This is a genomic window from Pseudomonas sp. SA195, from assembly GCF_054131565.1.
On the sequence record NZ_CP096392.1, the window covers coordinates 1,591,243 to 1,608,492 of the forward strand.

Genomic DNA, 17,250 nt, shown 5'->3' on the forward strand with positions numbered 1-17,250 from the left:
ATGAAAATGTTCAGCTCCGTATTGATTGCCCTGTTGTGCCTGGCTGGCGCGCCGGTGCATGCCGAGCGTCTGAAGGACATCGCCAGCATTCAGGGCGTGCGCAGCAACCAGCTGATCGGTTACGGCCTGGTCGTCGGCCTCAATGGCAGCGGTGACCAGACCACCCAGACGCCGTTCACCGTGCAGACCTTCAACAACATGATGGCGCAGTTCGGCATCAAGGTGCCTGCGGGCGGCAATGTGCAGCTGAAGAACGTCGCGGCCGTATCGATCCATGCCGAATTGCCGCCCTTCGCCAAGCCGGGTCAGACGATCGATATCACTGTCTCGTCCATCGGTAACGCCAAGAGCTTGCGCGGCGGCAGCCTGTTGATGGCGCCGCTAAAAGGGATCGACGGTAACGTCTACGCCATCGCTCAGGGCAACCTGGTCGTCGGTGGTTTCGATGCAGGTGGTGCTGATGGGTCGCGCATCACCGTCAACATTCCTTCGGCCGGGCGTATCCCGAACGGTGCGACGGTCGAGCGGCCGGTGCCGAGCGCGTTCAACCAGGGCACCACCCTGACGCTGAACCTCAACCGCCCGGATTTCACCACGGCGAAGAACATCGTCGATCACATCAACGAGTTGCTTGGCCCAGGCGTGGCTCAGGCGCTCGATGGCGGCTCGATCAGCATCACCGCGCCGCTGGATCCGAGCCAGCGCGTCGATTACCTCTCGATTCTGGAAAACCTCGAGGTCGACGTTGGCCAGGCGGTCGCCAAGGTCATCATCAACTCGCGTACCGGGACCATCGTGATCGGCCAGAACGTGCGCGTTCAGCCTGCCGCCGTGACACACGGCAGCCTGACCGTGACCATCACCGAGGATCCGCAGGTCAGCCAGCCTAACCCGCTGTCCGACGGCCAGACGGTCGTGGTGCCGAACTCGAAAGTGAAAGCCGAGCAGGAAGCCAAGCCGATGTTCAAGTTCGCCCCGGGGACGACGCTCGACGAGATTGTCCGTGCGGTGAACCAGGTTGGCGCGGCGCCGAGCGACTTGATGGCCATTCTCGAAGCGCTCAAGCAGGCCGGTGCGCTGCAAGCAGACTTGATCGTCATCTGAGGACCGGGACATGGAAAATCGTCTGGGAACGGCTCGGCGTACGCCTGACAGTGGCAGCTACTCCGACCTGAATCGCTTGAACCAACTCAAGGTGGGCAAGGACCGTGACGGCGCCGAGAACGTGCGCAAGGTCGCGCAGGAGTTCGAGTCCCTGTTCATGAACGAGATGCTCAAGTCGATGCGGTCGGCCACCGAGGTCATGTCCCAAGACAATCCATTCAACAGCCAGGCCAGCAAGCAGTACCAGGACATGCACGACCAGCAGCTGTCGGTCACCTTGTCCAAAGAGGGCGGCGGCATTGGCCTTGCTGATGTGCTGATTCGCCAGCTGAGCAAACAGCAGGAACCCAGCGCGAAGCCCAATCCTTTCGCCCAGGTTGCGCAGACACAAGGCTCGAAGTGGTCGAGCAGCCCCGACGCGGCCGTTGCGAAGGTGGACCCGGCGCGCAACGACGTGCAGATGCTCAATCAGCGCCGCCTGGCCCTGCCGGGCCGGCTAATCGAGCGCAACCAGGCGGATGTCGCCGCGGCCGATGCGCCTGTCGGGCAGACGGCTCAAACCGCGCAGGCCGAGGCGGCCAAGCCGCTGGTCAACCTCGACTGGAAACCGGCGATCGCTTTTGCAGCACCGGCTGAGGCGCCGTTGACGATCAATGGCGTCGAGGCGAGCGTACCGAGCGCGCCGAGCAAGACACGCTTCAGTTCGCCGGCCGAATTCATCGCGACCATGTTGCCCATGGCCGAAAAGGCCGCCAAGCGGCTGGGCGTCGAGGCGCGCTTCCTGGTGGCACAAGCCGCGCTGGAAACCGGATGGGGCAAGTCGATGATCAAGCAGAAGGACGGCAGCAACAGCCACAACCTGTTTGGCATCAAGGCCACCGGCTGGCAGGGCGAGTCGGCGAAGGTCACCACCACCGAATACGTCAACGGCAAGGCGACCAAGCAAGTGGCAGGCTTCCGCGCGTACGACTCGTTCGAGCAGAGCTTCAACGACTATGTGCGATTGCTGGAAAGCAACGATCGCTACAAGCCCGCCGTTCAAGTGGCCAGCACCTCGGGCGACTCCGAGCGTTTCGTCAAGGAATTGCAGCGGGCCGGCTATGCCACCGATCCGCAGTACGCGAGCAAGATCAACCAGATCGCCCGCAAGGTTCAAACCTACCAGACCATCGCCGATGCCAGCACGGCGCCCACGACACGGACTAGAGGCTAATCATGGCTGACCTGTTGAATATCGGCCTGTCCGGGCTAAGCGCCAGCAAGACCCAGCTGTCCATCACTGGCCATAACATCAGCAACGTCAACACACCCGGCTTCAGCCGCCAGGACGCCTCGCAGGCGACTCGCACCCCGCAGTTCAGTGGTGCGGGGTACGTCGGTTCGGGTACGACGCTGGTGGAAGTCCGCCGCAGCTACAGTGAATTCCTCACTGCTCAGTTGCGCAGCAGCACGTCGCTGAGCAGCGACGTGGAAGCGTACAAGAGCCAGATCGACCAGCTCGACTCGTTGTTGGCCGGCAGTACCACGGGGATTACGCCATCGCTGCAAAAGCTGTTCTCTGCCTTGCAGACGGCCGCTGAGGATCCGTCCAATATCCCGGCACGCCAGCTCGTACTGGCAGAGTCCGAGGGCCTCGCGCGGCGATTCAATACGGTTTCCGATCGGCTGACCGAGCAGAACAATTTCACCAACAAGCAGATGGCGGCGGTCACCGATCAGGTCAACCGCCTGGCCGGCAGCATCGGCAGCCTGAACAACGCCATCGCCATCGCGGCGGCCAATGGGAAACAGCCCAATGACCTGCTCGATGCGCGGGACGAAGCGGTGCGCCAGCTGTCGACTTACATCGGCGTGACCGTCACGCCGCAGGACGACAGCAGCTTCAACATTTCCGTCGGCACGGGCCAGCCCCTTGTCGTTGGTGCCACCGTCAGCCGGTTGGAGGTCGTCCCCGGCCAGAGCGACCCGAACCGTCACGAAATCCAGTTCGTCAGCGGCAGTTCCCGCCAAGGCATCACCTCGCAGATCACCGGAGGCGAGCTCGGCGGATTGATTCGCTATCGGGAAGAAGTGCTGGACCCCACCCTGAACTCGCTGGGGCGCTTGGCGCTTGCCGTGAGCGATCAGCTCAATTCACAACAGACCCAGGGGCTCGATCTCAAGGGGCAGGTGGGTGAAGCGATCTTCGGCGATTACAACGCCGCGTCGCTGATGGGGCTGCGAGCAACGCCGTTCAGCAGCAACACGTCGGCCGCGGATGCCTCGTTGCGCATTACCGATACGCAGAACCTGACGGCCAGCGACTACCGCATGGAGTTCGACGGCACGAACTATACGGCCCGGCGGCTGAGCGACAACGCGAACATCAGCGTCACGCAGAACGCGGGGCCGCCCGCATTCCTTAGCTTTGCCGACAGTGCGGGCAAGGATCAGGGTTTCACCGTAGCCATCAGCGGAGCGCCGGCTGCCGGGGACAGGTTCTCGCTGCAGCCCACCCGCCGTGGCGCGACAGATATCAAAGCGGTGCTGGATCAAGCCGATCAGCTTGCCTTCGCCGCCCCAGTGCGCGCAGGGAGCAACCTGCAGAATGTTGGGACCGGCGTCATCAGCCAGCCTGGCACGACTGAGAGCGTCGATATGGCGGCCTTAAAGGCGGCCTTGGGTAGCGACATTACCTTGACCTACAACGCCGGCACGCCGCCGAGCATTACGGGAGCAGGGGTCACGCAGGTAAGCCCCGCCACGTTCACGCCGGGGCAGACCAACGAGCTCGCCATCGAAATCGACGGGCGCAGCTTCACCTTTACCGTGAGTGGCCGGCCACAAGCTGGCGACACCTTCACCATTGGCTTTAACAGCAATGGCGTCTCGGACAACCGCAACGCTTTGAACATGGTCAACCTGCAAACCAAGCAGACCATCGGCGCGGACCCGAGCGTGCCAGGGTCCGGCAAAAGTTTCACGGACGGTTATGGCGAACTGGTCGAGCGCGTCGGCACGCTGACGGCGCAGGCACGTATGGACAGCGAGGCGACGGGGGCAATACTCAAGCAGGCCACCGATAATCGTGACTCGCTGTCAGCAGTCAACCTGGATGAGGAGGCGGCTAATTTGATCAAGTTCGAGCAGTACTACAACGCCTCGGCTCAGATCATTCAAGTTGCGCGCACCATGTTCGATACATTGATCAGCACCTTCAGGTAAAAGGCCGGCTTATGCGCATCTCGACCTTGCAAGCATTCAACAACGGCGTGAACGGTATCCAGCGCAACTACGCCAATGCCACGCGCACCCAGGAGCAGATCAGCACCGGCAACCGGATTCTCACGCCAGCGGACGACCCCGTCGCTTCGGTTCGCCTGCTGCAACTCGAGCAGCAGCAGAGCGTGCTTGGCCAATACGATGCGAACCTGACGGCGGCCAAGAACAGCCTGACCCAGGAGGAGGTAACCCTCAATTCGGTCAACACCGTGCTGCAGCGTGTGCGCGAGCTGGCCGTGCAGGCCGGCAACGGTGCGTTGGATCCGCAGGATAGGAAGTCGATTGCCGCGGAGCTGGGCGAGCGCGAGGACGAGCTGCTGGCGTTGATGAACACCCGTAACGCGCGCGGTGAATACCTGTTCTCTGGGTTCCAGGGCAAAACTCAGCCCTTCGTCCGCGCCGCTGATGGCAGCTACAGCTACCAGGGCGATGAAGGGCAGCGCAAATTGCAAATCGCGAGTTCGCTGAACATCCCGATCAGCGACAGCGGTAAAGCCGTGTTTCAGGCCGTGACGAATGCGGGGCGAATCTCGATGAGCCCCGCTTCGAGCACCATCACAGCGCCTGCGGTCCGGTTGTCCGCACCGTTGGTTGACGATGAGGTCGCCTTTGCCGCGACAGATTTCCCTGCTGCTGGCTTCGAGGTGCGTTTCGATGCGACCGACCCGAAAGCGTACGAGGTATGGGAGGTGGGCGGCACCGTAGCGCTGCAGAGCGGTCGCCTGGATGATGACGATAAAAACAGTGACAAGCTCGTGTTTCGCGGCATGACCATTCAGATCGACGGCGCTCCGGCGGGTGGCGAAACCTTTACGTTCGCGCGCAACGGCGAGGAAAAGCAGGGCGTTCTCGACACCATTGCCAACCTGCGCAAGGCGCTCGAAGCGCCGGCAACCGATAACAATGGCGTGCGTGATGCCGTTGGCGTCGCCCTGACCAACCTTGATCACGGCATAGTTAGTGTCGACGCTGCGCGGGGAAACATTGGGGCGCGGTTGAACGTCATCGAAACCACCCAGACCGACAACCAGGACGTGACGCTCGTCAACAAGGACGTCCAGGCTGAACTGCGTGAGCTGGACTATGCCGAGGCGCTGTCAAGGCTGTCGCTGCAGACCGTGGTGCTCGAAGCGGCGCAGCAGAGTTACGTAAAGATCTCGGGGTTGAGCCTGTTCAATGTCATGCGCTGACGGAACATGAATCCCGGCGGGGGCCGGTGTTGATGCCCGTCAGGTGACCGATTCGGTACGTTGCCCACAATTCGATCTAGTCATGGTTCACATTACGAAGCATGCCGTTTGACTTAGTACGCCCAGCCCTTACATTGGCCGGGCGGCGCATGGAGTACCGCGCCGGTTAATTCCGACTTTCAAAAGGATGTGAAGCATGACCAAGTCTTTTCTTACTGCAGCATTTTTTGCCTTGTTCGCCAGCGTCTCGGTGGGCGCCAGTGCCGCTGATGTAGCGTCCGCCAAGCCGGCCGCCGTTGTGGCTCAGGTGGCAACCATCAACCTCAACGCAGCCGACGCGGATACCCTGACCCGTGAGTTGAACGGCATTGGTGCTACCAAAGCCAAGGCGATCATTGACTACCGCGATGCGCATGGCCCATTCAGCTCGGTGGACGAGCTGCTCGAGGTCAAAGGCATTGGCGCCGCCACCCTTGAAAAGAACCGCGGCAAACTTAGCGTCAATTAAGCCTCAGCAATGCCAAAGGCCGGTCATATGACCGGCCTTTTCGTTTCTGCGCGATAGGTCCTTCCATTTGCGATCACGAACGACTCGCCTGCTTCCGTTGTCGTTGTTAGAACCCTGGCCGAACGCGTATGGCTGGCGCAACGCTAAAATCGCATGAAAAATGGATTGACAGGCGCCGGTTATACACATTTAGGTTGCATGCGATGCAGTGCTATTCCATCTGCGTTGTGGTCGCGTACCGTTTTAACTAAGGCATTGTTTATAAAAGACTTTTCTCGACTGGATAAGAAACCGCCGATTTAACGGAAGGCCCCGTGACACGGGCGTTCGAGCCAATCATCCAATCTCTGTTCACAGACTTATCCACAGGATCTGTGGATAAGATCCCAGCCCAGACGGGCCGGTTGTTAGCGAGGATTCGACATGCCTGCACCTTGGACATTCTTCCGATATTTGCCACTGGCCAGCCGCGTGATTGCAAAGGGCAGGCTGCCAGCTGTGCTGATCGCTGTAGCGCGCAAGCGGTCATCCAAGGGCGGACTTTTAAAAGGGCTACGGGAAGACTTAAGTCTTTTGCAGGCGCTTTGCCTCGCCTGGTGGCGAGGTGAGTATCGGTCAGTTAGCCGGCCGGCCTTGATCGCAGCGGTGGCTGGGCTGCTGTATTTTCTGTCGCCTATGGACGCCATACCGGACTGGCTCCCTGGGTTGGGCTTCGTTGACGACTTAGCCGTGCTGGGTTGGGTGATGCGCAAGTGGTCCGGTGAGCTGGAGGCGTTCAAAGCCTGGCGAGCCAGACAACCCGCTAGCGTGCGAGAAAGCTTGGCGCACATGCCAGACACGAATGAATCGCTCGATGACGAATACGTCAGCCCTGGAAAAGGGCGCTAACGCGACGCGATCTACAAGGATTAATACCTAACTGGTCGATAAGCGGAGCTTTCCGGCTTTCGCCAAGTGAGGCCTCCTTGGCTAAAAATCTCTGCCCAGGCTGTTAACATTCCGCTCATCAATTACGGCAATCGGAGCGGAGAAAGCGGATGAGCGTTCAGGTCATCATGCGGGATGGGTCGCCGGAATATGCAGTGTTGCCCTGGGACGAGTACCAGGCGCTTTTAAGTGCAGTGGGGCAGCGTCAGGAGGTGTCTCAAGCAACCCCCGTTTCGATGCCTCCCTTCCAACAGCTGGCGGCGCTGCGGGAGACGCGTCAGCTCAGCCAGGCTGACCTGGCGCGCGCGGTTGGCATCAGTCCGGCTTACCTGGCGCTAATCGAATCTGGTGAGCGCGACCCTGGCGATGCGATACGCAGCGCTCTGGCGCGCGCCCTACAGATTGGTGGGTGGGAGCAGCAAGCGTGAGCGACGCCGCTTCCTCGATCCGGATCAGCCGTTCACACTGGCAGGCGCTTGTTCATGAACTGTCCGAAGCGAGGCGTCAGCGCCACCTGGTGACCTACAGGGCGCTCGTCGAGCGACTTCAATTACCAACGCCGGCCATGCAGACGCTGACAGCAGCGCTCGAACACTTGGCCGCGCTCGATGCCCGCGCCGATCGCCCGTTGCGCAGCGCGCTGGTCATAAGCCAGGGTGCTGACCGGCTGCCGCGTACCGGGTTCTTCGAGTGCGCCACGCGCCTGGGCCGCTTCTCCGGGCCAGTGGATGGGCCGGTAGCAGCGTCCTGGCACGCCGGTGAGGTGGCCAGAGTTTTCGAGTTCGACTATCCCGAGGTTCCATGATGGTGTTGAAGCTACGAGCGCGCCTCGGCTATTGGACTGCGCGAAAACTCATGGCATCTCGCTGGGCAGTCCAGCAGCCCAAGCTGTGGCGCTGGATGGAAGGCCAGTTTGCGCGCAAGGCAGCACTGGGTGATCGCGCCGCGCAAAGTTTCTATGGGCATATCTTGCTTTTCCGAGGGCAAGGGTCCGGGGCCAGGCGAGAGGGCATCCGCCTGCTGCGCTTAGCCGCCGAGGCGGGCGATGGGAAAGCGGCGTACCAGATGGGGGTCGTTGCGCTAAGCGAGGACGCCACGCACGGGCCGGACGGCGCCCAGGCTGCTCGCTGGTGGAAACTGGCACTCGATGCCGGTCACCCACTCGCGGCGACGCGGTTGGCTCAGTTGTATCAGGCCGGAGGTCACGGGCTGGAAGCGGACCGTGACCAGGCGGAACGCTATAGGGCCAGCGCGGCGCGGGTCGGGCTTTGAAACGAGTGCTGGGCCAGGGATTGGGTGTCGAGCACGTGCATGCTGAACCCTGGCTTCTGCTTGGCGCTGCGCTTGGCCTCCGAGGCGAGTGCCGCCAGGCGGTCAGCATCCATATTCGTCCTGCTGCCAGGCCGCAGGCTGACAGCGCCAACGGATAGCGAAAGCAGCGAAAACTGCTCCTCACCCCCTTGGCGGCCCTCCGCTACGAAGCAGCCAGCGGCCAGATGGTCCTCTCGATAGAACGGCCTGCAGCGTTTTTCGAATGCCTCGAACAATTGTTCGATCCGGATCGACCAGTCAGTGGATTGCATCACCAAAAGGAAGTCATCCCCACCGATATGGCCCACGAAATCGCAACCGGGATCGATCTGTTCGTCGAGGCAGCGAGCCAGGCACAGCAACACTTCATCGCCCTTGGCGTAGCCGTAGAGGTCGTTGAAGGGCTTGAAGTGGTCGATGTCGACGTAGCAAATGACCGCCTCGCGGTCTTGCCTCAACAGGCGTGTGAGGCATTGCTGGATCGGGACATTGCCCGGGAGCAGGGTGAGCGGATTTGCATGGCGCGCCTGTTGGATCTTCATCTCGGTGATCAACTTGAGTACGTCGATCACCCGGCCAAGCCCGTGATAGCGGCCTTCCTGAGTGATGACGAAATCTTCTTCGATACGTTGCCGGGCGCGGCTGGTCAATAGGCGGCTGACCTGCTGAAGTGACTGGCTCGACTCCACGGCGAGAAAGTCATGGCTCATCAAGCGGCTGATAGGTTTGCGCGCGAGCAGGTCGGTTGCGAACGGCTTGAGCAGGGCGTCGGACAGTAGGTTTCGGTGCACGATGCCGACCGGCACCTCCATGGCGTCCAACACGGCGACTGAGTTCAGGTTGGCCTGCATGCGAAACAGCGTCAGCACATCGGCAATCGGGCACGTGGCCTGGACAGCTAACTGTTTGAGCACCAGGACCGAAAGATCCGGCTCGTCACTGAGCGATTCATCCCGTTCAGCGCTAGACGGCAAGAGCTTGACGAAGCCGGTATCTGGCTGCTCTACCGGGCGGCCGAGCAGGTAGCCCTGAACCAGGTCGATACCCATGTCAGCAAGCACGCGCAGCTCTTCGTGTAGCTCGATGCCTTCAGCGATAACCTGAGCTTGGGATGTTCGTGCGATTTTCAGAATGGACCCAACGAACTCACGCTTTACGGCGTCGCGGTGGATGCCGTCTATGAAGTAGCGATCGATCTTGACGTAGTCCGGCCGCAGTTCCGACCACATCCGCAGGCTGGAGTAACCGGCGCCGAGGTCATCCAGAGCGATGGAAAAACCCATGTCCCGGTAGTGGTGGAGCGCCGCGTCGAGCAGTTCGAAGTCATCCGTTGGGGTCTGTTCGGTCAGCTCGATGACGACCTGTGACGGTGCGATTCCGTACTGCTCCAATAGCTCCAGGGTGCGCCCTGGCTTATGGGTCACGTCGAGCAGCGTCTCCGGCGATACGTTCAGGAACAGCTTCCCTTGGAGATCGAGCTGGCTGTAGCGGCGCGAGGCGCATTCGCGGCAGGTCATCTCAAGCTCATTGAGGCGCCCGGCATGGCGCGCGGCTGCCAGCAGGTTGATCGGGGAGTGCAGCGAAGTGTTGGAAGGCCCGCGGCTCAATGCCTCGTAGCCGAGGATGCTACGACCTGAAAGCGAAACGATGGGCTGGAAGAGGGTAGTGATGTCGCCGTGAGCCAGAATGCCATTCAGCGTGCTCAACTGCTCGGTGACGGTCATGATCATCTCGATATGCGTGAAATGCGAGGGGCCGCACATGGCGGCCCCCGTATTTACGACGCAAATGATGTCACTTTGATGACAGTCTCGTGTTACGGCTCGCCAGTGTTGTTCTTGGCCATGGCGTGCTCGAGGTTGAGGTAGTCCAGCAGGATGTGGCCGCTCTCGGTGAGGTAGGCATCATCTTCCGGCTTGATTTTCTCCTCGTCATGCGGGGTGTTTTCATCCTCGCGCTCGAGTTTCGCCAGTGGCTCCTCACCCTTCGCCTGCCGCCGTGCATTCTCGAGCGTGAGCTGTTGCTGTTCGATGCGCTCTTGCTGCGCCTTGCGCTTTTCTTCGTTCAGGGTCACGGACGTTTCAAGGGCCAATTCCTGCGCAAGTGCCAGACGGTCACGGGTAAAGACGAAATCGGCATTGTCACCTGTCCGCTGGTCATGGCGAGACTTGAGCTCCGCCAGGAAAGGCTTGAAAGGATTCATGTCAGGCGTAATGGCGGCGCGAATGCTGTCCCAGGGCATGGCCTCGGGCAGTGCGCTCTCGCCGATTTCCTTGGTATCGACATCCGCTGGATATGAGATATCCGGAATCACACCCTGATGCTGCGTACTCTGTCCAGACACTCGATAGAACTTGGCCAGGGTCAGTTTGAGTTCACCATGGTTCAACGGCTGCACGGTCTGGACGGTGCCCTTGCCGAAGGTTTGACCGCCGAGGATCAGGGCACGGTGGTAATCCTGCATGGCGCCAGCAAAGATTTCCGAAGCGGAGGCCGACAGGCGATTGACCAGTACGGCCAGCGGGCCCTTGTAGAAGGCCCCCTTTTGCTCGTCAGCCAGCACGTCCACACGGCCGTCGCTGTTGCGGACCAGGACGGTTGGCCCTTGGTCGATGAACAGGCCGGTCAGCTCGGTAGCTTCCTGAAGCGAGCCGCCGCCGTTGTTGCGCAGATCAATGACCACGCCATCGACCTTTTCCTGCTCCAGTTCGGTAAGCAGCTTCCGCACGTCGCGCGTTGTGCTCTTGTAATCCTTGTCACCGGCGCGCAGCGCTTTGAAGTCCAGGTAGAAGGCCGGGATCTCGATGACGCCCAGCTTGAAGTCCCGCCCTTCATGCGTCAGGTTCAGCACCGACTTCTTGGCCGCCTGTTCTTCCAGCTTGACGGCCTCGCGGGTTATGGCAACCACTTTGCTGCTCTGGTCGTTGGGCGCATTGCTGGCGGGGATGATCTCCAGGCGAACGACCGAGCCCTTTGGACCGCGAATCAGCTTGACGACCTCGTCGAGGCGCCAGCCAATCACGTCGACCATTTCGTCGCCGCTCTGGCCGACGGCGATGATCTTGTCAGCGGGCGCGATCTGCTTGCTCTTCTCGGCCGGGCCAGCCGGCACCAGGCGCACGACCTTGACGTGTTCGTTGTCGCTCTGCAGGACTGCGCCGATGCCCTCCAGGGACAGGCTCATGTTGATGTCGAAGTTCTCAGCGTTGTCCGGCGACAGGTACTGCGTGTGCGGATCGTAAGACTGCGCGAAGGCATTGATGTAGGTCTGGAACACGTCCTCGCCGCGTGTCTGCTCGAGGCGTGACAGCTGCGCCTTGTAGCGTTTCGTCAGCAGTTCCTCGATCGCCTTGGGTTCCTTGCCGGCGAGTTTGAGGCGAAGGACCTCGTCTTTGACGCGCTTGCGCCACAGGTCGTCCAGCTCCGCCTCGTCCTTTGGCCAGGCAGCGTTTTCGCGATCGACCAGTAATTCCTCGTCAAGGGTGAAATCGAAGCTGTCGACGCCTTTGTCCAGCAGGGAAAGCGCGTACTGCAGCCGGTCGCGCAGCCGCTCGAGCTGAACCTTGTAGATGGCAAAGCCGGGCTCAAGGTTGCCGTTGCGCAGGAAATCATCGAACTGAGTGCGCCAAGCCTTGAATTGCTCGATGTCGCCAGCGGTGAAGTAGCTGCGCGCGGGATCGAGCATCTCGATATAGCTGTCAAAGATCTTTGCCGAGCGTGCGTCGTTCAGCGGCGGCTTGTTGTAGTGGTGCCGCTTGAGCAACTCGACGACGTTGAGGCTGGCGATGACCTGATCGCGGTCCGGCTGCAAGTAGTCCCAGTGTTGGCCCTCGTTGGGCTTGGCTAGCGTGATCGAGGCCTGCAGGCCCATCAGCAGCGCGAGTGCGCCTGCCGTCAAGCTGCGTTTCAGTTCGAAGGTACGGCGCGTGGCTTGGTTATAACGCATATAGGGCCATCATGTTCAGGGGCCGGGACGAGGTGTCCGACGGTAATAACAACAGCCCGATGGTAACTGCCCGCTGGCTTGCATGACAGATCGCGGTTCACAGTTGCAGGCAGCGTTACCTGAAGACACCGTGCCCCTCACCGAGGTTTCACGCGGGAGGATCGGCAGGTAGCCTTGTTCGGGCGATCTATCGAAAAGCCTGCATCGCCAGCGTAAAAGCGGTTGGGCGGGCACAGGTACGAATCACTATGGAGGCAGCATGAAGGCATTGCAAGGCATCGAAGGGCAGCTGGAGTGGACCGAGCGCAGCGCTCCGGAATGCGGGGCGGGGCAGGTTCGCATTCGCGTCGCGGCGGCCGGCCTCAACCGGGCCGACCTGTTGCAGCGGGCTGGGCATTACCCGCCGCCGCCAGGCGTTACCGATATCCTTGGGCTGGAATGTGCGGGCGTGGTCAGCGAAGTCGGCAGCGGGGTGACGCACCAAGTGGGCGACCGGGTGTGCGCTCTGCTGGCTGGAGGCGGTATGGCTGAAGAGGTCGTGGTCGATGGCCGTCATGCACTGCCGGTGCCGGAAGGGCTTTCACTGACCGAGGCTGCCGTGATTCCGGAAGTCTATGCAACCGCCTGGCTGAACCTGTTCCGCCTGGGAGCCATCCAGCCCGGCGAGAAGGTGCTGCTGCATGCGGGTGCCAGTGGCGTCGGGTCAGCGGGTATCCAATTGTGCAAGGTGTTCGGCAATCCGTGCTGGGTCAGCGTGGGGTCGGCAGAGCGGCTTGCGTACTGCGAATCCCTTGGTGCCCAGGGCGGTGTCCTGCGCGAAGAGTCCTTGGATGCACTCAAGGATTTCGGACCGTTCGACATGATCCTCGACCCGGTCGGCGCCAAATACGCCGCGCTGAACACTCAGCTGCTCGCCGTTGACGGGCGTTGGGTGATTATCGGTTTGATGGGCGGGCGCAAGGCCGAAATGGATCTGGCTGGGCTGCTCGCCAAGCGCATCCAGGTCATTGGCTCGACGCTACGCAGTCGTGACGCTGATTCCAAGGCTTCGCTGCTGGCCGAGCTGAAAGACAAAACCTGGAAGCTGTTCACCGACAAGACCCTCTCGACCCGACTGGAACGCAGCTTCGCGATCAAGGATGTCGAAGCTGCGTTCGCCGCGCTGGCAAGCAATCAGGTTTCCGGCAAGGTCGCGCTGGTCATCGACGACAGCCTCTGACGGCGGGGCGAGCCCGCCGCGGTGACTCAGGGCAGTTCGGCGCTCGAATAGAAGGCGCCGAGCACCTTGACCAGCTGCGCTAGATCCTGGCTGCCGGCCAGCTCGCGGATCGAGTGCATGCCAAACGTGGGCAAGCCTATGTCGACCGTGCGGACGCCGAGCTGGCTAGCCGTGATGGGGCCGATCGTCGAGCCGCAACCCATATCGCTTCGGGTCACGAAGCTTTGTACCGGCACTTCGTTCTCCAGGCATAGGTGACGGAAGAAACCGGCGGTTTCGCTGCTGGTGGCATAGCGCTGGTTGCTGTTGACCTTGATTACCGGGCCGGCGTTGAGTTTCGGGCCGTGATTACCGTCATGTTTGTCAGCATAGTTCGGGTGTACGGCGTGGGCGTTGTCGGCCGAGATGAGCAGCGAGCGGTTGATGCTGCGCTGGAAGCCATCGCCATCGGGCAGTACGCGACGCAGGACTTGTTCGAGAAACGGGCCGTCCGCACCGCAAATGGAGGCCGAGCCGACTTCTTCATGGTCGGTGCAGACGAGCACGCAGGTCTCTTCCCCGCCAGCACGCAGTAAGGCTTGGAGACCGGCAAAGCAGGACAGCAAATTGTCCAGGCGCGCACCGGCAATGAAATCACGGTTCAGTCCGACGACCGCTGCCGGCTGGGTGTCATAGAAGCTCAGTTCGAAATCCAGGACGACGTCAGCAACCAAGCCGTGCTCACGGCTCAACTGATCGGCGAGCAGCGCGCGGAAGTCCGGGCGCTCTTCGCTGGCTACCTGCGCGAGTACCGGTGGCAGCTCGTTCTGGGCGTTGATCGCCCAGCCCTGATTGGCTTCACGATTGAGGTGGATGGCCAGGCTCGGAATCACTGCGATCGGCAGCTGGAAGTCAATCAACTGGCTTTCGATTCGGCCATCGCGGCTGTAGGTGACGCGCCCGGCCAGTGATAGGTCGCGGTCGAACCAGGGCGCGAGCAGGGCGCCACCATAGACTTCGACGCCAAGCTGCCAAAAGCCTTGGCGTTGTAGCTCCGGCTGCGGCTTGACCCGAAGGCAGGGGCTGTCCGTGTGCGCGCCAACCAGGCGAACCCCGTGCTCGGTGACCGGCTTGGTGCCCAGTTGAAAGGCGATGATTGCTGAGTCGTTACGTGTGACGTAATAGCGGCCACCGGCTTCGGTCTCCCAGGTGTCCTTTTCGTCCAATGCCTTGAAACCGGCCGCCTGCAGGCTGCGAGCGAGGCTGCGTGTGGCATGGAAGGGCGTTGGGGACGCCTTGAGGTAGTCGATCAGACCCAGGTTGAGTTCGTCGCGCATGAGGAGCTCCTGACTGCAAGGCTTGAAAGTCTATCCCATTGGCTGTCGCTGTTGCTGCGGCGGACTGCATCGAGATCGCTCATCCATTGCGGCGGGCAATTACTTCGAAGAGATGCCAATGTTTGGCATGGCCCACGGCGGTTTTGCCGTCATATTCGAACTCGTTCAGCTCCAACACCGTCCAGCCTGCTGTCAGCTCCACCAGTTGGTCGCGGCTATGAATGATTAGGCCTCTTCCTGCCCAGTCATCACGCGGACCAAGAAAGTGTCCGCTGAACAGTCCCTCAGTGCGTAGAGCCGTGGCGATTCGTTGCCACACGCCTGAAAACTCATCGGGTTGGCAGAACGGCAATGCGAAGCTTGCATTGATGAAATCTGCCGCCGGTAGTGCCGTGCTGTCTTCAAACTCTCGGCAGAGCGTAGTGAGCATCTGGTCCTGATGGGCTGGCGCCTGCTCTCGAAGCGCCGCTAAAGCCCGTGGGTCCCTGTCGAGGGCAGTGACTTTCCAGCCGGCTCTGAGCAGCGCCAGGCTGTCGCGTCCTGCTCCGCAGCCGAGATCGAGCGCTCGACCTGGGGGTTGCGTCCATAGATGGAGCGCCTTGCGTAGGGTGGGATGCTCTGGGGCACCTCGAGTCGCATCCAGAAAATCGCGCATCAAAACGGCGCCGGGCACTCGAAACGCAGACGCTCGCCCGTTCCTGGGTGGGTCAGGGTGAGCATGCTGGCATGCAGGCAGAGCCGGTCATGCGCGGCGAGGGCCTGCTCATGAGCGTAAAGGCGATCGCCGAGCAACGGGTGGCCGATGGACAACATGTGAACACGCAATTGGTGCGAGCGCCCGGTGATGGGCGTCAGCTCGACCCGGCTGTAGTGACCCTGGCGTTCCAGCACGCGCCAGTAGGTGAGGGCGTGCTTGCCCAGTTCATGGTCGACGACATGGCGTGGCTTGGTTGGAGGGTCATAGCGCAAGGGCAAGTCGACACTGCCGCTGTCCTGTTCCGGCTCGCCCCAGCACAGGGCGGTATAGGCTTTCTCGGTTTCCCGGTCGTGGAACTGGCGAGACAGCTCACGATGGCTGTCGGGGTCACGGGCGAGGACGATCAGGCCGGATGTTTCCCAGTCCAGGCGATGCACGATCAGCGCTTCGGGAAAGCCGTTTTCCTGCAGGCGGGTAACCAGGCAATCCCTGTTGTCCTCGGCGCGGCCGGGAACGGAGAGCAGGAGTGTGGGCTTGTTGATCACCAGCAGGGCAGGGTCCTGGTGGACGATCTGGATATTGCTCAAGGGCATTTGGAATCCCAGAAACGAAATCGGCGACCGGGCAGCAATGCCCTGGTCGCCGATCAGCCGCAAGGCCGGTCTGTCAACGATCCGGCAAGGTGATGTTCAGCTCGAGGATCGAGCAGCTGCCTTGATCTTCGAGGGCAACCTGCACCTGGTCGTTGTCGATGTTGACGTATTTGCGGATCACCTCGACCAGCTCCTTCTGCAATGCTGGCAGGTAGTCTGGCTGAGTACGCTGGCCGCGCTCGTGCGCGACGATGATCTGCAGGCGTTCCTTCGCGATGTTGGCTGGCGTTTCCTTCTTCTTGCGTTCGCGGAAGAAGTCGAGGAAGTTCATTCGCGACCTCCAAACAGCCGTTGCAGGAAGCCCTGCTTTTTCACGTCAAGGAAGCGATGGCTGACTTCCTTACCCAGGAGACGGTCAACCGCGTCGCTGTAAGCCTGTCCGGCGTCGCTCTGGTCATCGAGGATGACCGGCACGCCCTGGTTCGAAGCCTTGAGCACGGCCTGGGATTCAGGAATGACGCCCAGCAGACGGATCGACAGGATTTCCTCGACGTCCTCGACGCCGAGCATCTCGCCCTTGACCACGCGCTCGGGGTTATAGCGGGTCAACAGCAGGTGCTCCTTGATCGGCTCTTCGCCGTTCTCAGCGCGGCGCGACTTGCTCGCCAGCAGGCCTAGCATGCGGTCGGAGTCGCGTACCGAGGAGACTTCCGGGTTGGTCACGACGATGGCTTCGTCGGCGAAGTACATCGCCAGGTGGGCACCTTTCTCGATGCCGGCAGGCGAGTCGCAGATGACGTATTCGAAGCTTTCGGCGAGCTCGTCGATGACTTTGCCAACGCCTTCCTGGGTTAGCGCGTCCTTGTCGCGGGTCTGGCTGGCGGCCAATACGTACAGGTTCTCGAGGCGCTTGTCCTTGATCAGGGCCTGGGTGAGCGTAGCGTCGCCCTGGATCACGTTGACGAAGTCGTACACCACGCGGCGCTCACAACCCATGATCAGGTCGAGGTTTCGCAGGCCGACATCGAAGTCGACGATGACGGTCTTGTGGCCGCGCAGAGCGAGGCCGGTACCGATGGCGGCGCTGGAAGTGGTTTTACCGACGCCACCCTTGCCGGAAGTGACTACGAGGATCTTGGCCAAGGTGATTCACCCTAAAAATGGAGGTCGGGTCCCGT

The 17,250-nt window shown here is 61.3% G+C and carries 17 protein-coding genes; 10 read left to right on the forward strand and 7 right to left on the reverse strand.

What is annotated here, in order from left to right; all coding sequences use genetic code 11:
- From M1D78_RS07430 to M1D78_RS07470, 9 genes are all read left to right on the forward strand, one after another.
- Window positions 1–1,104, forward strand: coding sequence for a flagellar basal body P-ring protein FlgI (locus M1D78_RS07430; protein WP_437419858.1), 1,104 nt, complete (start codon window positions 1–3; stop codon window positions 1,102–1,104).
- Window positions 1,105–1,114: 10 nt separating this feature from the next.
- Window positions 1,115–2,317 carry a flagellar assembly peptidoglycan hydrolase FlgJ gene (gene flgJ / locus M1D78_RS07435; RefSeq protein ID WP_437419857.1) on the forward strand — a complete coding sequence of 401 codons (1,203 nt, stop codon included), beginning with the start codon at window positions 1,115–1,117 and terminating at the stop codon, window positions 2,315–2,317.
- A gap of 2 nt (window positions 2,318–2,319) precedes the next feature.
- On the forward strand, window positions 2,320–4,308 hold the full coding sequence (flgK, locus tag M1D78_RS07440; RefSeq protein WP_437419856.1) for a flagellar hook-associated protein FlgK: 1,989 nt from the start codon (window positions 2,320–2,322) through the stop codon (window positions 4,306–4,308).
- Between the two features lie 11 nt (window positions 4,309–4,319).
- Entirely contained in the window at window positions 4,320–5,555 is a 1,236-nt protein-coding gene (flgL, locus tag M1D78_RS07445) for a flagellar hook-associated protein FlgL (RefSeq protein ID WP_437419855.1), read from the forward strand.
- 196 nt (window positions 5,556–5,751) lie between these two features.
- The gene (locus M1D78_RS07450) at window positions 5,752–6,063 is read left to right on the forward strand and encodes a ComEA family DNA-binding protein (RefSeq protein ID WP_437419854.1); all 312 of its coding nucleotides are present in this window, start codon (window positions 5,752–5,754) and stop codon (window positions 6,061–6,063) included.
- Window positions 6,064–6,486: 423 nt separating this feature from the next.
- Window positions 6,487–6,951: a YkvA family protein gene (locus tag M1D78_RS07455; protein WP_437419853.1), complete on the forward strand. Its 465-nt coding sequence runs from the start codon at window positions 6,487–6,489 to the stop codon at window positions 6,949–6,951.
- Between the two features lie 149 nt (window positions 6,952–7,100).
- Window positions 7,101–7,418, forward strand: a complete 318-nt coding sequence (locus tag M1D78_RS07460; RefSeq protein ID WP_437419852.1) for a helix-turn-helix domain-containing protein — start codon at window positions 7,101–7,103, stop codon at window positions 7,416–7,418.
- The gene (locus tag M1D78_RS07465; protein ID WP_437419851.1) at window positions 7,415–7,795 is read left to right on the forward strand and encodes a hypothetical protein; all 381 of its coding nucleotides are present in this window, start codon (window positions 7,415–7,417) and stop codon (window positions 7,793–7,795) included. The genes M1D78_RS07460 and M1D78_RS07465 overlap by 4 nt, the downstream gene beginning before the upstream one ends.
- On the forward strand, window positions 7,795–8,262 hold the full coding sequence (locus M1D78_RS07470) for an SEL1-like repeat protein (protein ID WP_437420373.1): 468 nt from the start codon (window positions 7,795–7,797) through the stop codon (window positions 8,260–8,262). Before M1D78_RS07465 ends, M1D78_RS07470 begins: the two co-directional genes overlap by 1 nt.
- Here the strand turns inward: M1D78_RS07470 and M1D78_RS07475 are convergent.
- Together M1D78_RS07475 and M1D78_RS07480 are read right to left on the reverse strand one after the other, a co-directional pair.
- Window positions 8,229–10,025, reverse strand: a complete 1,797-nt coding sequence (locus M1D78_RS07475) for a bifunctional diguanylate cyclase/phosphodiesterase (RefSeq protein WP_437419850.1) — start codon at window positions 10,023–10,025, stop codon at window positions 8,229–8,231. The genes M1D78_RS07470 and M1D78_RS07475 overlap by 34 nt on opposite strands.
- Window positions 10,026–10,117: 92 nt before the next feature.
- The gene (locus M1D78_RS07480) at window positions 10,118–12,211 is read right to left on the reverse strand and encodes a carboxy terminal-processing peptidase (protein WP_437420372.1); all 2,094 of its coding nucleotides are present in this window, start codon (window positions 12,209–12,211) and stop codon (window positions 10,118–10,120) included.
- Between the two features lie 295 nt (window positions 12,212–12,506).
- Here M1D78_RS07480 and M1D78_RS07485 point away from each other — a divergent pair, with 295 nt between their 5' ends.
- Window positions 12,507–13,466, forward strand: coding sequence for an NAD(P)H-quinone oxidoreductase (locus M1D78_RS07485; protein WP_437419849.1), 960 nt, complete (start codon window positions 12,507–12,509; stop codon window positions 13,464–13,466).
- 26 nt (window positions 13,467–13,492) lie between these two features.
- On the opposite strand, the gene M1D78_RS07490 is transcribed toward M1D78_RS07485, so the two are convergent.
- The 5 genes from M1D78_RS07490 to minD form a co-directional block, all read right to left on the reverse strand.
- Window positions 13,493–14,782, reverse strand: coding sequence for a M18 family aminopeptidase (locus M1D78_RS07490; protein WP_437419848.1), 1,290 nt, complete (start codon window positions 14,780–14,782; stop codon window positions 13,493–13,495).
- Between the two features lie 79 nt (window positions 14,783–14,861).
- Window positions 14,862–15,437, reverse strand: coding sequence for a class I SAM-dependent methyltransferase (locus M1D78_RS07495; protein ID WP_437419847.1), 576 nt, complete (start codon window positions 15,435–15,437; stop codon window positions 14,862–14,864).
- A complete protein-coding gene (locus tag M1D78_RS07500; protein WP_437419846.1) occupies window positions 15,437–16,072 on the reverse strand; it encodes an RluA family pseudouridine synthase in 636 nt (211 codons plus the stop codon). Before M1D78_RS07500 ends, M1D78_RS07495 begins: the two co-directional genes overlap by 1 nt.
- 73 nt (window positions 16,073–16,145) lie before the next feature.
- Window positions 16,146–16,403, reverse strand: coding sequence for a cell division topological specificity factor MinE (gene minE, locus M1D78_RS07505; protein WP_437419845.1), 258 nt, complete (start codon window positions 16,401–16,403; stop codon window positions 16,146–16,148).
- Window positions 16,400–17,215 carry a septum site-determining protein MinD gene (gene minD / locus M1D78_RS07510; RefSeq protein ID WP_437419844.1) on the reverse strand — a complete coding sequence of 272 codons (816 nt, stop codon included), beginning with the start codon at window positions 17,213–17,215 and terminating at the stop codon, window positions 16,400–16,402. Before minD ends, minE begins: the two co-directional genes overlap by 4 nt.
- Window positions 17,216–17,250: the final 35 nt, after the last annotated feature.

Excerpts from the sequence above, each read along its gene's own strand:
- M1D78_RS07430 (WP_437419858.1), top strand. The coding sequence starts at position 1 with ATGAAAATGTTCAGCTCCGTATTGATTGCCCTGTTGTGCCTGGCTGGC.
- flgJ (WP_437419857.1), top strand. The coding sequence starts at position 1,115 with ATGGAAAATCGTCTGGGAACGGCTCGGCGTACGCCTGACAGTGGCAGC.
- flgK (WP_437419856.1), top strand. The coding sequence starts at position 2,320 with ATGGCTGACCTGTTGAATATCGGCCTGTCCGGGCTAAGCGCCAGCAAG.
- flgL (WP_437419855.1), top strand. The coding sequence starts at position 4,320 with ATGCGCATCTCGACCTTGCAAGCATTCAACAACGGCGTGAACGGTATC.
- M1D78_RS07450 (WP_437419854.1), top strand. The coding sequence starts at position 5,752 with ATGACCAAGTCTTTTCTTACTGCAGCATTTTTTGCCTTGTTCGCCAGC.
- M1D78_RS07455 (WP_437419853.1), top strand. The coding sequence starts at position 6,487 with ATGCCTGCACCTTGGACATTCTTCCGATATTTGCCACTGGCCAGCCGC.
- M1D78_RS07460 (WP_437419852.1), top strand. The coding sequence starts at position 7,101 with ATGAGCGTTCAGGTCATCATGCGGGATGGGTCGCCGGAATATGCAGTG.
- M1D78_RS07470 (WP_437420373.1), top strand. The coding sequence starts at position 7,795 with ATGGTGTTGAAGCTACGAGCGCGCCTCGGCTATTGGACTGCGCGAAAA.
- M1D78_RS07475 (WP_437419850.1), bottom strand. The coding sequence starts at position 10,025 with ATGACCGTCACCGAGCAGTTGAGCACGCTGAATGGCATTCTGGCTCAC.
- M1D78_RS07485 (WP_437419849.1), top strand. The coding sequence starts at position 12,507 with ATGAAGGCATTGCAAGGCATCGAAGGGCAGCTGGAGTGGACCGAGCGC.
- M1D78_RS07490 (WP_437419848.1), bottom strand. The coding sequence starts at position 14,782 with ATGCGCGACGAACTCAACCTGGGTCTGATCGACTACCTCAAGGCGTCC.
- M1D78_RS07495 (WP_437419847.1), bottom strand. The coding sequence starts at position 15,437 with ATGCGCGATTTTCTGGATGCGACTCGAGGTGCCCCAGAGCATCCCACC.
- M1D78_RS07500 (WP_437419846.1), bottom strand. The coding sequence starts at position 16,072 with ATGCCCTTGAGCAATATCCAGATCGTCCACCAGGACCCTGCCCTGCTG.
- minE (WP_437419845.1), bottom strand. The coding sequence starts at position 16,403 with ATGAACTTCCTCGACTTCTTCCGCGAACGCAAGAAGAAGGAAACGCCA.